We start from the raw sequence: 12,788 nt of genomic DNA on the forward strand, positions 1-12,788 counted from the left end.
GGGCTCCTCTCGACACCGCGCTCAACGACCGGGTGTGACCTGCGTTACGCAGGCGTGGTGACCTGCGGCACACTTCCGGCGTGGGCGCGGGAGGCGGCAGCACGCGGGTGGTCGTGGTCGGGGCGGGCGTCGTGGGCCTCACCTGCGCCGTGCGGCTGCTCGAGGCGGGCCACCGCGTCGACGTGCTGGCGCGCGACCTCCCGCTCGAGACGACCTCGGCCGTGGCAGCCGCGCTCTGGTACCCCTACCGCGCCCTCCCGCAGGAGCGGGTCACCGCCTGGGCGGCGACGTCGTACGCCGTGCTCGACGCGCTCGCCGACACCGAGCCGGAGGCGGGGGTGCGGGTGCTCGAGGGCACCGAGGTGCTCGCCGCGCGCACGCCGGACCCCTGGTGGCGCCCGGCCGTGCCGGCGCTGACCCGCGAGACCGCACTGCCCGCGGGGTGGGGCGACGGCTGGACCTTCCGGGCGCCGGTGGTCGACACCGCGGTGCACCTGCCGTGGCTCGCCGCGCGGGTGCACGCGCTCGGGGGCACCCTCACGCGCGCCGCGCTCACGGCGCTGCCCCGCGCCGACGGTGTGGTCGTCGTCGACTGCGCGGGCCTGGGTGCCCGCCTGCTCGCCGGGGACCGCTCCGTGGTGCCCGTGCGCGGCCAGGTGGTCCACGTCGAGCAGTGGGGCCTCGAGCGCTGGTGGCTCGACGCCGCCGGACCGACGTACGTCGTGCCCCGGGGCGAGGTGGTCGTCGTCGGGGGCACCGCGCAGGAGGGGGAGTGGAGCCGCAGCCCCGACCCGGCCACCGTCGAGGAGCTGCTGGCCCGCGCGGCCCGGCTCGTGCCGGAGGTGCGCGGGCGCCGGGTGGTGGCGCACCGTGTGGGACTGCGACCCGTGCGGCCGGCCGTGCGGGTCGAGCGCGTCGGCGACGTCGTCCACTGCTACGGCCACGGCGGGGCGGGCGTCACGCTGGCCTGGGGGTGCGCCGAGGAGGTCGTGAGGCTCCTCGCCCGGAGCGGCGACGCGCCGGCCGCCCCGACGTCGTAACCTCGGGTCCGTCGGTGCCGTGCGGCACCCTGGAGCACCGTGCGGGACCGTGCGGCACCGTGCGGCACCGGGTCGAGCCGCCCGCGTGGCCGCGCGGGCGACGGCGAGAGGAGGCGGCGTGGACGACCAGGTCGACCCCGTGCTAGCCCAGGCGCTGCTCGAGCACAGCCCGGACGCCCACCTCGTGGTCTCCGCCGAGGGCGAGGTGCTGCACGTGAACGCCGCGGCCGAGACGCTGCTGGGCCGGTCGCGCGGCGAGCTGGTCGGCAGCAGCGTCCTCGCCCTGCTCCCCGAGCGGCTCGTGGAGCGCGTCGAGCTGGGACTGGGCCGCTACCTCGCCGACCCCGTGGCGGTGCCGATGGACGGCACCCACGGTGGTGGGCTGGCGCTGCTGCGCGCCGACGGGAGCGAGGTGGCGGTCGACGTCTCGACGACGCCGGTGCGCGACGCCGCCGGGCGCACGGTGCTCGGGATCGGGCTGCGCGACGCCGCACGTCGGCAGTCCACCGGCACGCTCTTCCGCGACCTGCTGGAGGCGGCCCCCGACGCCATGGTGATCGTCGACGCCGACGGCCAGGTCGTGCTCGTCAACGAGCAGGCCGAGCGGATGTTCGGCTGGTCCCGCGCCGAGCTGGTGGGTCAGCCGGTCGAGGTGCTCGTGCCCCACCGCTTCCGCGGTGGCCACCCCGAGCGCCGCGGCACCTTCTCGCGTGCCGCCACCCACCGCCCGATGGGCGACGAGCAGCTCTTCGCGCTGCGGCGCGACGGCACCCAGTTCCCGGCCGACATCTCGCTCTCGCCGCTCGCGACCGGCGACGGCGTGCTCTTCTCCGCCGCCGTCCGCGACGTGAGCGACCGCCAGCGGGTGCGCGACGAGACCGACCGCATCCGCGACGAGCTGATCGCGACCGTCTCCCACGAGCTGCGCACGCCCCTCACCTCGATCCTGGGCTACACCGAGCTGCTCGCCGACCTCGACGACGACGAGCTGGGCCCGGTGGCGCGCCAGATGCTGTCGGTGGTGCAGCGCAACGCCACGCGGGAGCTCAACCTGGTCAACGACCTCCTCACGGTCGCCTCCGTCCACGCCGAGCAGCTCGCGCTCGACCGCGAGCCGGTCGACCTCGGTTCCGTGGTCGCCGGGGCGGTCGAGTCGGCGCGCCCGCTGCTCACCGACGCGGGCCTGGAGCTCGTCGTCGACCTCGACGCGGTGCCGCCGGTGGCCGGCGACCCGCGCCGCCTCGGGCAGCTGCTCGACAACCTGCTCACCAACGCCGCGAAGTTCACCCCCCGCGGGGGGTCGATCCGGGTGCAGCTCGGCCGCGACGAGGACGAGGTGCTGGTCCGGGTCAGCGACACGGGTGTCGGCATGAGCGAGCAGGAGACGCGCCTGGTCTTCGAGCGCCTCTACCGCGCACCGTCGGCGGTCTCCTCCCACGTGCAGGGCGCGGGTCTCGGGTTGTCGATCGTGCGTGCCGTCGTCGAGGCCCACGGCGGGAGGGTCGAGGTGGCCAGCACGCCGGGGGAGGGGAGCACCTTCAGCGTCTGGCTCCCGGTGCCCGCCGCCTGAGCCGGACCGCCGGGTGCCGCCCTCGGCGACCCGGGTGCGGTGTCGGGCTCAGAAGAGGCGGTGCTCGGAGTCGTCCATGCCGCGCAGGGCGTCGTAGTCGACGACCGCGCACGCGATCCCGCGGTCGGCGGCGAGCACGCGGGCCTGCGGCCTGATCTCCTGGGCGGCGAAGATCCCGCGCACGGGCGCCAGCAGCGGGTCGCGGTTGAGCAGCTCGAGGTAGCGCGTGAGCTGCTCCACCCCGTCGATCTCCCCGCGCCGCTTGACCTCGACCGCGACCGAGGCGCCCGCGGCGTCGCGGCACATGAGGTCGACCGGACCGATGGCGGTGGGGTACTCCCGTCGCACGAGCGTCAGCCCCTCGGCCAGCGAGGCGGGGTGCTCGGCCAGCAGCTCCTGCAGGTGCTTCTCGACGCCGTCCTTGACCAGGCCCGGGTCGACACCGAGGTCGTGGCGGGAGTCGTGGAGCACCTCGTCGACGACGATGCGCAGGGTGTCGTCGTTCTTGCCGGTCACCACCCACTCGACACGGCCGTCCTCGCCGACGCCCTCGCGCACGGTGCACGGCGGCGACATCCAGTTCAGCGGCTTGTAGGAGCCGCCGTCGGAGTGGACCAGCACGCTGCCGTCGGCCTTCAGCATGAGCACCCGGGTGGCCATCGGCAGGTGGGCGGTGAGCCGACCGGCGTAGTCGACCTGGCAGCGGGCCACGACGAGTCTCACGGGCGGCAACCTACCCCGACGGGGGTCGGGGGTCGGGTCACGGTGCGGTCACGGTGTGCGCCTGCTCACCCGTGCGGGTTGCGCCCGCTGGGGCGGTGGGGTTGTGTGGTGGACCATGTCAGCGACCACACCCCTGCTGCCCCTCGCCGGAGGCCCCGCCGTCGCCACCCCCGACCGCGTCGCCCTGGCGGCCGAAGCCACCCAGGACGGCTGGCTCGGCGACCTGGAGACCGCGATCAGCGACGGCTTCGACCCGATCGCGACCGCGGTGGCCGACGTCATCTTCTTCAGCGTCACGATCGGGTCGGTCACCTTCCCGCTCATCGTCTTCTGGCTGGTGGCTGCTGCCGCGATCTTCACCGTCTACTTCCGCGGCATCCAGTTCACGAGCTGGCGCACCTCGGTCGACCTGGTGCGCGGGAAGTACTCCCGCCAGAGCGACCCCGGCGAGGTCAGCCACTTCCAGGCGCTCTCCTCGGCCGTGTCCGGCACGGTCGGCCTCGGCAACATTGCCGGCGTGGGTGCCGCGGTCGCGCTCGGTGGGCCCGGCGCGACCTTCTGGATGATCGTCGCCGGACTGCTCGGCATGTGCACGAAGTTCGTCGAGTGCACCCTCGGCGTGAAGTACCGCGAGATCCACGAGGACGGCACGGTCACCGGAGGCCCGTTCAAGTACCTCCCGGTCGCCTTCGCCCGCTTCGGCACCCTCACGAGCACCGTCTTCACCGGCATCTTCGCCGTCGCCCTGTTCTTCTTCGGCGCCGTGGGCGGCAACATGTTCCAGGCCAACCAGACCTTCGCGCAGGTGCGCGACGTCACCGGTGGCGAGGACGGCCCGCTCGGCTCGGCCGGCGCGGCCCTGGTCTTCGGCATCGTGCTCGCCGCGCTCGTGGGCGCCGTGATCATCGGGGGCATCACCTCGATCGGCAAGGTCACCGCGCGCCTCGTGCCGGCGATGGCCCTCATCTACGTCGTCGCCTGCCTGCTGGTGATCCTGGGCAACGTGGGGCAGGTGCCCGAGGCCATCGGCGCGATCGTCACGGGGGCGTTCGCCCCGGAGGGCGTCGCGGGCGGTGCCGTCGGCGTGCTGATCATCGGCTTCCAGCGCGCGGCCTTCTCCAACGAGGCGGGTGTCGGCTCGGCGCCGATCGCGCACTCGGCCGTCAAGACCAAGCACCCGGTCAGCGAGGGCTTCGTCGCGCTGCTCGAGCCGTTCATCGACACGGTCATCATCTGCACCATGACGGCGCTGACCATCGTCATCGCCGACACCGCCTTCTACGCCGACGCCCAGCAGCAGGCGCAGGAGGGCGACGTCCCCGACGGCGTGCTCGTGACGGCCGATGCGTTCGACACCTTCCTGCCCGGCTTCGACATCGTGCTGACGGTCGCCGTGGTGCTGTTCGCCTTCTCCACGCTCATCACCTGGAGCTACTACACGATGAAGGCGTGGACGACGCTCTTCGGCCGCACGCGGACGAGCGAGAACGTCTTCAAGGTGCTCTTCTGCCTCTTCACCGTCGTCGGCACGGTCATCTCGTTCGGCTCGGTGCTCACCTTCGCCGACTCGATGCTCTTCGTCTGCGCGATCTTCAACCTGCTGGCCTGCTACATCCTGCTGCCGAAGGTGCGCGACGAGCTGCGCAGCTTCCGCGAGGGACGGCGCACGGGCGAGATCGCCGAGGTCCCGGTGGAGGAGCGCGCCACCACGTGAGGCCACCGCGGGCCCGGCCCGGCCCGGGCGAGGCGTGACCGACGTCTCAGCCCGGGTCGCGGACGGACCCTTACTGACCGGTAGCACGCGGTGTCACACTGCCGCGCATGACCTCCTCCGGTGCCACCCCCGCCCAGCTGACCGACACCCTGGTCCTGCCCTACCTCAACCACGCCGTGCGGATGTACGAGTCGGGCTACGCCACGGGCGCCGACATCGACGCCGCGATGCGCTTCGGCTGCGGCTACCCGGTCGGGCCCCTGGCGACGATCGACCAGCGCGGGGCGGCCGCGGTCCGCGACGGGCTGGCGGCCCTGCACGCCGAGACCGGCGACCCGCTGCACCGGCCCGCGGACCTGCTGGAGAAGCTCGCGGTCGAGGGCCGCACCTTCGCCGAGGAGACGACCGACGGCACCGTCGACGAGCCCCGGCTGCGCCGGCCGGTCGCACGTGTCGGCGTGGTCGGCACCGGCACCATGGCCGCCGGTATTGCGCAGGTCTTCGCGCAGAGCGGGCTGGAGGTCGTCTACGTCGGCCGCACCGACGACAAGGTCGCCGCCGTGCGCGCCGGCATCGAGAAGGGCACGGCCAAGCTGGTCGAGAAGGGCCGCCTCGACGACGCCGCTCGCGAGCAGGTGCTCGCGCGGCTCACCGGTGCGACCACCCGCGAGGCGCTCGCCGACGTCGACCTGGTCGTCGAGGCGATCGCGGAGGACCTCGCGGTCAAGACCGAGCTCTTCGCCGACCTCGACCGCATCTGCCGGCCGGGCGCGATCCTCGCGACGACCACCTCGTCGCTGCCGATCACCCGCCTCGGCGAGGCGACCTCACGACCGCAGGACGTCGTGGGCATGCACTTCTTCAACCCCGCCACCATCATGAAGCTGGTCGAGGTCGTGACCACCGAGGCCACCGCCGCCGACGTCGACGAGACGGTCCAGGCGCTGTGCGCCCAGGTCGGCAAGGTGGCCGTGTCCTGCGGCGACCGCTCCGGCTTCATCGTCAACTGCCTGCTCTTCCCCTACCTCAACGACGCCGCGAAGCTCGCCGAGACCGGTGCCGCCTCCCTGGCGGAGCTCGACGCGGCCGTCAAGGAGCACGCCGGCTTCCCGATGGGTCCCTTCCAGCTGCTCGACGTCGTCGGCAACGACGTGTCGCTGGCGATCCAGCAGCAGCTGCACGCCGAGTTCGGCGAGCCGGGCTTCGCGCCGGCCGCCTCCCTCGAGCAGGCCGTCGCCGAGGGCCGGCTCGGTCGCAAGACCGGTCAGGGGTTCCACGACTACCGCTGAGCGGGCGTCGCGTCGGCGCGTCGGGGCTCAGGCCTCGGCGCGCCGCTGCCGCTCGCGGTAGGCCGCGACCGCGGCCCGGTTCGTGCAGCCGGTCGAGCAGTAGCGGCGCGAGCGGTTGCGCGAGAGGTCGAGGACGAGACCGTCGCAGTCCTCCTGGTCGCACACCGAGAGGCGCGACATCTCGTCGGCGCGCACCACGTCGACCATCGCCATCGCGGTCTCGACGCTGATGCGCACCGCCAGCGGGCTGTCGGGGTCGACGGCGTGCAGGTGCCAGTCGAAGCGGTCGTGGCGCACGAGCTGCGGCAGCGCACCGGCCTCGGCCAGCATCGCGTTGACCTGCTCGACGGCGTCGTCGCGGCTGCTGGTGAGCAGCCGGCGCAGGCGCGCGCGCAGGGCGCGCACCTCGTCGAGCTCGGCGCGGGTGCGCTCGTGGCGACCCGTGAACTCGTAGCGCTCGTAGAAGTCGTCGAGGTCGGCCACCTCGGTGAGGGTGTCGGGCTCGCCCGCGGAGTTCACCAGCTCGACGGCGGACTGCAGCGAGACCTCCGTGTCATGGGTGAAGAGCATTTTGACACCTTACCACCGCAGGCGTACCGTCATGTGCCATGACCGCCGTGACTCGTGACAGTACCGCCCGCTCCACCGTCGCCCCCGGGGCTGCGAGCGCGGCCGCGAGCGCCCACCCCGGGCTCGGCCCCGGTCTGCTCCTCGCCCTCGTGTCGGCGCTCGCGTTCGGCACGGCGGGCGCGGTCGCCCGCGGCCTGCTCGACAGCGGCTGGAGCCCCGGCGCCACGGTGCTGGTGCGCGTCAGCATCGGCGCGCTCGCGGTGCTGCCCTTCGGCGTCCACGCCCTGCGCGGTCGCTGGGTGCTGCTGCGCCGCAGCGCCGGGGTGGTGGTGCTCTACGGTGCCCTCGCCGTCGCGGTCGCGCAGTTCTGCTACTTCTCGGCGGTCCAGCACATGCAGGTCGCGCCCGCGCTCCTCGTCGAGTACGCCGCGCCCGTCGTCGTCGTCGGGTGGATGTGGTGGCGCCGGGGCGAGAAGCCCTCGGCCCTGACCCTTGCCGGCGCCGCCGTCGCCGTGGCCGGCCTCGTGCTGGTGCTCGACCTCTTCTCCGGGGCCGAGGTCAGCGTCGTCGGCATGGCGTGGGCCCTTGCCGCGATGGTCGGGCTCGCCGGCTACTTCGTCATCTCCGCCGACGAGCGCAACGGCCTGCCGCCCATGGCGTTGGCCTCGGGCGGGCTCGTCGTCGGCGCCGTGCTGCTCGGCCTGCTGGGCCTCACCGGCCTGATGCCGATGTCGGCCTCGACCGCCGACGCGCAGTACGCCACCTTCGCCGTCGCCTGGTGGGTCCCGCTGGTGGTGCTCGGCCTCGTCAGCGCCGGCTTCGCCTACGGCACGGGCATCGCCGCCAGCCGCCGCCTGGGCTCGCGCCTGGCTTCCTTCGTCGCGCTCCTCGAGGTGCTCGCCGCCGTCGGCTTCTCCTGGTGGCTGCTCGCCGAGCTGCCCGGGGCGGTCCAGCTGGCCGGCGGCGCGCTGGTCCTCCTCGGCGTGGTCGGGGTGCGGGCCGGCGAGCGCCGGGTCGTGCGGCGCGAGCCGCTGCCGGCCTGACCCGGCCCGGGTGCCAGGCTAGGCCCGTGATCGACCTCGACGCCCTGCGCCGCCAGCTGCCCGCGCTCGCCGACGGCCGGGCCCGCTTCGACGGCCCGGGCGGCTCGCTCGTGCCGCGGGCGGTGGCGCACGCCGTGGCCTCGACCCTGGCCTCCGGGATCTGCCAGCGTGGCCCCGGGGAGGTGGGCTCGCGCGCGGAGCGGGTGGTGGTCGAGGCCCGGTCCGCAGTCGCCGACCTGCTCGGCGGCGACCCCCGCGGTGTCGTCTTCGGCCGCTCGATGACGCAGCTGACCTTCGACCTGGCCCGCACCCTGGCCCACGACCCCGCACGGCCGTGGCGCGCGGGCGACGAGGTCGTCGTGACGCGGCTCGACCACGATGCCCACGTGCGGCCGTGGGTCACCGCGGCCGAGCGCGCGGGCGCGACCGTGCGCTGGGCCGACCCCGACCCGGCCACCGGTGACCTCCCGGACGAGGTCGTGACCGCCCTCGTCGGCCCTCGCACGCGCCTCGTGGCGATCACCGGCGCCTCGAACCTCATCGGCACGCGGCCCGACGTCGCCGCGGTCGCGGCGGCCGCCCACGCCCACGGCGCGCTGGTCAGCGTCGACGCGGTCGCGCTCGCCCCGCACGCCCCTGTCGACCGCGCAGCGCTCGGGGCCGACGTGGTGCTCTGCTCGCCCTACAAGTTCCTCGGCCCGCACCTCGGTGCCATGGTGGCCGACCCGGCGTGGCTCGAGACGCTGCACCCCGACAAGCTCGCGCCCTCCACCGACGCGGTGCCCGAGCGCTTCGAGCTCGGCACGCTGCCCTACGAGCTGCTCGCCGGCACGACCGCGGCCGTCGAGGTGCTGGCCGGGCTGGCGCCCGGCGGCGGCGACGGTGGCGCCGAGGCGCCGCGGCGCGCGCGGCTGCGCGCCTCGATGACCGCCGTCGAGGAGCACGAGCACGCTCTGCTCGCGCAGCTGCTCGCCGGCCTCGATGACCTCCCGCACGTGCGGGTGCAGCCGGCCCCGCCGCGGCGTACCCCGACGGTGCTGCTCCACGTCGACGGCCTCGCCCCCGCCGAGGTCACCGAGCGGCTGGCCGCGGCGGGCGTCGACGCCCCGGCCGGCACGTTCTACGCCCACGAGCTCGGGCAGCTGCTCGGCCTCCACCCCGCCGGCGGCGTGCGGGTCGGGCTCGAGTGCTACACCACCCCCGACGAGGTCGACCGCCTCGTCGCCGCGCTCGCCACGCTGGCGTGAGCGGGCTGTCCCGGCCGTCGCCCCCGCCCGGGTCGCCCCGCGACTCCTTCCGGCGCGGCGTGCGCGCGGGCGTGCCCCTGTCGCTCGTCTCCTTCCTCCTCGCGCTGTCCTTCGGCGTGCTCGCCGTGCAGTCGGGCTTCACCGTGGCGCAGGCGGTCGCGATGTCGGCCCTGGTGCACGCGGGCTCCGCCCAGTTCGCTGCCACCTCGATCGTGACCGCCGGTGGCGGCCTGCTGCCGGGGGTGCTCGCCGGCACGCTCATGAATGCCCGCTTCCTCGCGATGGGCATCGCGCTGGCACCGTCGTTGACGCGCGGGCCGGCGGTGCGCGCGCTGCAGGGCCAGACGGTCGTCGACCCGTCGTGGGTGCTGGCCAACCGCGGCGACGGCACCTTCGACCGGCACCTGCTGATGGGCGCCACCGTCCCGCAGTACGCCGGGTGGCTCAGCGGCACGCTCGCCGGGGCGGTGGCGGGCGACCTGGTCGGCGACACCGCCCGCTTCGGGCTCGACGCGGTCTTCCCCACCTTCTTCCTCGCCCTGCTCGCCGCCGAGCTGCGCGACCCGCGCTCGCGGGGTGTCGCCGTCGCCGGGGCGGTGGTCGCGCTCGCACTGGTGCCCGTCGCGCCGCCCGGGGTCCCGGTGCTGGTGGCCGCGGTCGTCGCGCTCGTGGGGCTGGCCCGGTGACGGTCTGGCTGCTGATCGCGGCGCTCGCGGTGAGCACCGCCCTGGTCAAGGCGGCCGGGCCCGTGCTCCTCGGCGGCCGGTCGCTGCCGCCGCGGTGGGCGGGCGTGGTGCGGCTGCTGCCGCCGGTGCTGCTGGCGGCGCTCGTGGTGACCTCCACCCTGGCCGACGGCGCGCGGCTGCAGGTCGACGCCAGCACCGCCGGCGTGGCGGTCGCGGCGGTCGTCATCTGGCGCCGCGGGCCACTGCTGCTGGCCGTGCTCGTGGCGGTCGGCGTGACCGCGGTGCTGCGCGCCGTCGGCTGAGGCGGGACGGGAGCTAGCGGGCGTCCTGGCGGCGGACGAACACCTCGCGGGTCAGCAGCAGCACCGCCGCGGCGGTCGGGATCGCGAGCAGCGCGCCCACCACGCCGAGCAGGCCGGCGCCGAGCAGCGCGGCGACCACGATGAGCGCGCCGGGCATGTCGACCGAGCGCGACATCACGCGGGGGTAGACCAGGTAGTTCTCGACCTGCTGGTAGATCACGTAGAACACCACGCACGCGATGCCGATGCGCACGTCGGTGGCGAAGCCGATGGCGCTCACGAGCACGGCGCCGAGCGTCGCCCCGATCATCGGGATGATGTCGAGGAGCGCGACGGTGAAGGCGAGCGCCACGGCGTACTCGCCGAGGCCCACCGCGAAGAGGAACACCAGCGAGGTCACCCCGGCGACGGTCGCCACGACGAAGGCGCCGGAGACGTAGGCGCCGATGTTGGCCAGGATCCGGTCGCCCAGCAGCGAGACGCGCTGGCGCCGGCTGGCCGGGGCGAGGCGGTAGACCGACTCGGTGATCGAGGGCAGCGAGGCCAGGAAGTAGAGGGTCAGCACGATGATGAAGAAGGTGTTGACCAGCGCCGAGAGCACGGCGATGCCGAAGCCGAGGACGCCGCCGAAGGCCGCGGAGGCGAAGTCGCCGTTGGCGACGTAGTCGCGCAGCTTGTCGACCACCTCGTACTCGGCGTTGAGCTCCTGGACCCGCGGGTTGTCGAGCAGCGCGTCGAACCAGCCGGGGGCGTTCTGGGTCAGCCGCTGCACCTGGTCGCTGATGACCGGCACGAGCGTGACGAGGAAGAGCGCGAGGGCGCCGAGCACGGCCAGCGTCACCGCCAGCACGGCCCAGCCCCGCCCGAGGCCGCGGCGGGTGAGGAACGTGACCGCCGGGCTCAGGCCGACCGCGAGGAAGGCAGAGACGACGATGAGCAGCAGGCTCGAGGTGACGGTCTGCAGCTGGGTGGCGAGGAAGATCGCGAGCAGCGCGCCCGAGGCGCCCAGGAAGCCGACGTAGAAGGGGGAGTGCGCCGCCAGCGGCACGCCCGGCGCCCCCAGCGGGTGCTCGGGCACGAAGACGTGCGCCCCCCGCGGGACGGGCTCGGGCTCCGGTGCCGGCGCGCGCAGCGGCTCCGGGTCGGGCCCGGACTGCGGCCCCGGCCGGGGCTCGGACCCGCCGCCGGGCGGGTCCGACGGCGGGGGCGCGGCGCCGCTCAGGACGCGTCCTCGTCCTCGGCGAAGCCCGCCACCACGTCGCGCAGCGCACCGAGCTGCGCCGCGATCGCGTCGCGGCGACGGGTCATGCGCGTGACCTCGGCCGTGACCTGTGCCAGGGCGCGCTCGGCCTCGGCGTTGCCGGAGGCGGTGATCGACTCGGCCTGGGTGCGGGCCGAGGCGACGACCTGCTCCGCCTCGCGGCGGGCGCGGGAGAGGATCTGCTCCGACTCGGTCTGCGCCTGCTGCCGCTGCGCGGTGGCCTGCTGGTTGGCCTCGGCGGCGCGGGCCTCGGCGGCGGCGGCGCGCTGCTCGGCCTCCTCGACGAGGCGGCGGGTCTCGGCCATCGCGCTCGCGTGGTGGTCGGTGGCCTCGCGCGCGAGGCGCTCCTTCTCCACCGCCAGCGTGCGCCGGGCCTCCTGCACCTCGCGGTCGGCACCGGCGCGCAGCTGCTCGGCCTCGCGGGTCGCGCCGGTGCGCAGCTCGTTGGCCTCCTGCTGGGCCGCGAGGCGCAGCTGGTCGGACTCGCGTCGCGCGGCGGCGCGCAGGTCCTCGGACTCGCTGCGGGCCAGCACGCGCTCGCGCTCGGCCTCGGCGAGCACCCGCGCACGCTGCTCCTCGAGGTCCTTCAGCTGCACCATGCGCATGTCCTCGGCCTCGCGCTCGGCGTCGGCGCGCGCGGCGCGGGCGTCGCGGGTGGCCTGCTCGCGGATCTCGAGGGCCTCGCGGTGGGCGGCCTCGCGGATCTCCGCGGCCTCCTCCTCGGCCAGGCGCAGCATCTCGCTCGCGCGGCCGCCGAGCCCGGCGTACGACGGCGACTCCGCCTCCGCCGCGCGGCGCTGCAGCTCCGCGACGTGGGCCTCGAGCTGCTGCGCGCGCTGCTGCAGGCCGGCCAGGGCGCCGCGCAGCTCCTCGCGCTCGCCCTGCAGGCGTCGCACCCCGTGGTCGACCGCCTCGCGGTCGTAGCCGCCGCGGCGCACGACGGGGAAGGTGACGGCCGCGGCCGGGGGCGGCGGCACGGCCGGGGCGGCGGCCGGGGCGGGGCTGCCTGCCGGGGTGCGGGCCGGGGGAGCGGCGGTCGCGCCCGAGGCCCGGGTCGGCGGGGTCGCCGGGCGGGGGGCGACGGCGGGGATCACCTGCGTGGCCTCGGCGTCGGGGCCCTCCACGTCGGCGCCCTCCCGGTCGGGCCCGTCCGCAGCGGTGGGGCGGGCCGGCGCGGCTCCGGCGGCGGTGCTGCCGCCCTTCGGGCGCTCGCCGTCGGGCTCGTCGAAGATGGACAGGCCTCGGTCGCTCATCGCGTCGCGTTCCTCTTCCTGGGTGCAGGTCGGTGCAGGTCGGTGCAGGTCGGTGCAGGTCGGTGCAGGTCGTGCGGGCCGGGGTGGCCG

Annotated in this window: 12 protein-coding genes; 8 read left to right on the forward strand and 4 right to left on the reverse strand. The window is 75.2% G+C overall.

Annotated elements, in window-relative coordinates:
• Positions 1-80: 80 nt before the first annotated feature.
• Positions 81-1,040 carry an FAD-dependent oxidoreductase gene (locus tag BJ989_RS08855; protein WP_179517896.1) on the forward strand — a complete coding sequence of 320 codons (960 nt, stop codon included), beginning with the start codon at positions 81-83 and terminating at the stop codon, positions 1,038-1,040.
• A gap of 118 nt (positions 1,041-1,158) precedes the next feature.
• Positions 1,159-2,610, forward strand: a complete 1,452-nt coding sequence (locus BJ989_RS08860; RefSeq protein WP_179517897.1) for a PAS domain S-box protein — start codon at positions 1,159-1,161, stop codon at positions 2,608-2,610.
• Between the two features lie 48 nt (positions 2,611-2,658).
• Here BJ989_RS08860 and nucS read toward each other — a convergent pair whose 3' ends face one another.
• Positions 2,659-3,333 (reverse strand): endonuclease NucS, encoded by a 675-nt coding sequence (gene nucS / locus BJ989_RS08865; RefSeq protein WP_179517898.1) that lies wholly within the window; start codon positions 3,331-3,333, stop codon positions 2,659-2,661.
• 115 nt (positions 3,334-3,448) lie between these two features.
• Here nucS and BJ989_RS08870 point away from each other — a divergent pair, with 115 nt between their 5' ends.
• Together BJ989_RS08870 and BJ989_RS08875 are read left to right on the forward strand one after the other, a co-directional pair.
• A complete protein-coding gene (locus tag BJ989_RS08870) occupies positions 3,449-5,047 on the forward strand; it encodes an alanine/glycine:cation symporter family protein (protein WP_179517899.1) in 1,599 nt (532 codons plus the stop codon).
• A 107-nt stretch (positions 5,048-5,154) separates the two neighbouring features.
• Positions 5,155-6,336 (forward strand): 3-hydroxyacyl-CoA dehydrogenase NAD-binding domain-containing protein, encoded by a 1,182-nt coding sequence (locus BJ989_RS08875; RefSeq protein WP_179517900.1) that lies wholly within the window; start codon positions 5,155-5,157, stop codon positions 6,334-6,336.
• Between the two features lie 27 nt (positions 6,337-6,363).
• On the opposite strand, the gene BJ989_RS08880 is transcribed toward BJ989_RS08875, so the two are convergent.
• Positions 6,364-6,906, reverse strand: coding sequence for a CGNR zinc finger domain-containing protein (locus BJ989_RS08880; RefSeq protein ID WP_179517901.1), 543 nt, complete (start codon positions 6,904-6,906; stop codon positions 6,364-6,366).
• Positions 6,907-6,944: 38 nt separating this feature from the next.
• Between BJ989_RS08880 and BJ989_RS08885 the strand changes: the two genes are divergently transcribed.
• Genes BJ989_RS08885 through BJ989_RS08900 form a run of 4 tightly spaced genes read left to right on the forward strand, consistent with a single transcriptional unit; the run spans position 6,945 to position 10,184 of the window.
• On the forward strand, positions 6,945-7,949 hold the full coding sequence (locus BJ989_RS08885; RefSeq protein ID WP_179517902.1) for an EamA family transporter: 1,005 nt from the start codon (positions 6,945-6,947) through the stop codon (positions 7,947-7,949).
• 26 nt (positions 7,950-7,975) lie between these two features.
• A complete protein-coding gene (locus BJ989_RS08890) occupies positions 7,976-9,196 on the forward strand; it encodes a cysteine desulfurase-like protein (RefSeq protein WP_179517903.1) in 1,221 nt (406 codons plus the stop codon).
• Positions 9,193-9,882 (forward strand): AzlC family ABC transporter permease, encoded by a 690-nt coding sequence (locus tag BJ989_RS08895; protein ID WP_343049212.1) that lies wholly within the window; start codon positions 9,193-9,195, stop codon positions 9,880-9,882. Before BJ989_RS08890 ends, BJ989_RS08895 begins: the two co-directional genes overlap by 4 nt.
• Complete coding sequence (locus tag BJ989_RS08900) at positions 9,879-10,184, forward strand: AzlD domain-containing protein (protein ID WP_179517904.1); 306 nt, start codon at positions 9,879-9,881, stop codon at positions 10,182-10,184. The genes BJ989_RS08895 and BJ989_RS08900 overlap by 4 nt, the downstream gene beginning before the upstream one ends.
• Positions 10,185-10,197: 13 nt before the next feature.
• Here BJ989_RS08900 and BJ989_RS08905 read toward each other — a convergent pair whose 3' ends face one another.
• Positions 10,198-11,262 (reverse strand): AI-2E family transporter, encoded by a 1,065-nt coding sequence (locus tag BJ989_RS08905; protein WP_343049213.1) that lies wholly within the window; start codon positions 11,260-11,262, stop codon positions 10,198-10,200.
• A 140-nt stretch (positions 11,263-11,402) separates the two neighbouring features.
• Positions 11,403-12,698, reverse strand: coding sequence for a coiled-coil domain-containing protein (locus tag BJ989_RS08910; RefSeq protein ID WP_246283420.1), 1,296 nt, complete (start codon positions 12,696-12,698; stop codon positions 11,403-11,405).
• Positions 12,699-12,788 lie beyond the last annotated feature (90 nt).

Source organism: Nocardioides perillae (assembly GCF_013409425.1).
Classification (GTDB): domain Bacteria; phylum Actinomycetota; class Actinomycetes; order Propionibacteriales; family Nocardioidaceae; genus Nocardioides; species Nocardioides perillae.

What these genes read in the sequence shown, in the direction of transcription:
- BJ989_RS08880 (WP_179517901.1), bottom strand. Translation starts at nt 6,906, where the DNA reads ATGCTCTTCACCCATGACACGGAGGTCTCGCTGCAGTCCGCCGTCGAG.
- BJ989_RS08870 (WP_179517899.1), top strand. Translation starts at nt 3,449, where the DNA reads ATGTCAGCGACCACACCCCTGCTGCCCCTCGCCGGAGGCCCCGCCGTC.
- BJ989_RS08910 (WP_246283420.1), bottom strand. Translation starts at nt 12,698, where the DNA reads ATGAGCGACCGAGGCCTGTCCATCTTCGACGAGCCCGACGGCGAGCGC.
- BJ989_RS08875 (WP_179517900.1), top strand. Translation starts at nt 5,155, where the DNA reads ATGACCTCCTCCGGTGCCACCCCCGCCCAGCTGACCGACACCCTGGTC.
- BJ989_RS08885 (WP_179517902.1), top strand. Translation starts at nt 6,945, where the DNA reads ATGACCGCCGTGACTCGTGACAGTACCGCCCGCTCCACCGTCGCCCCC.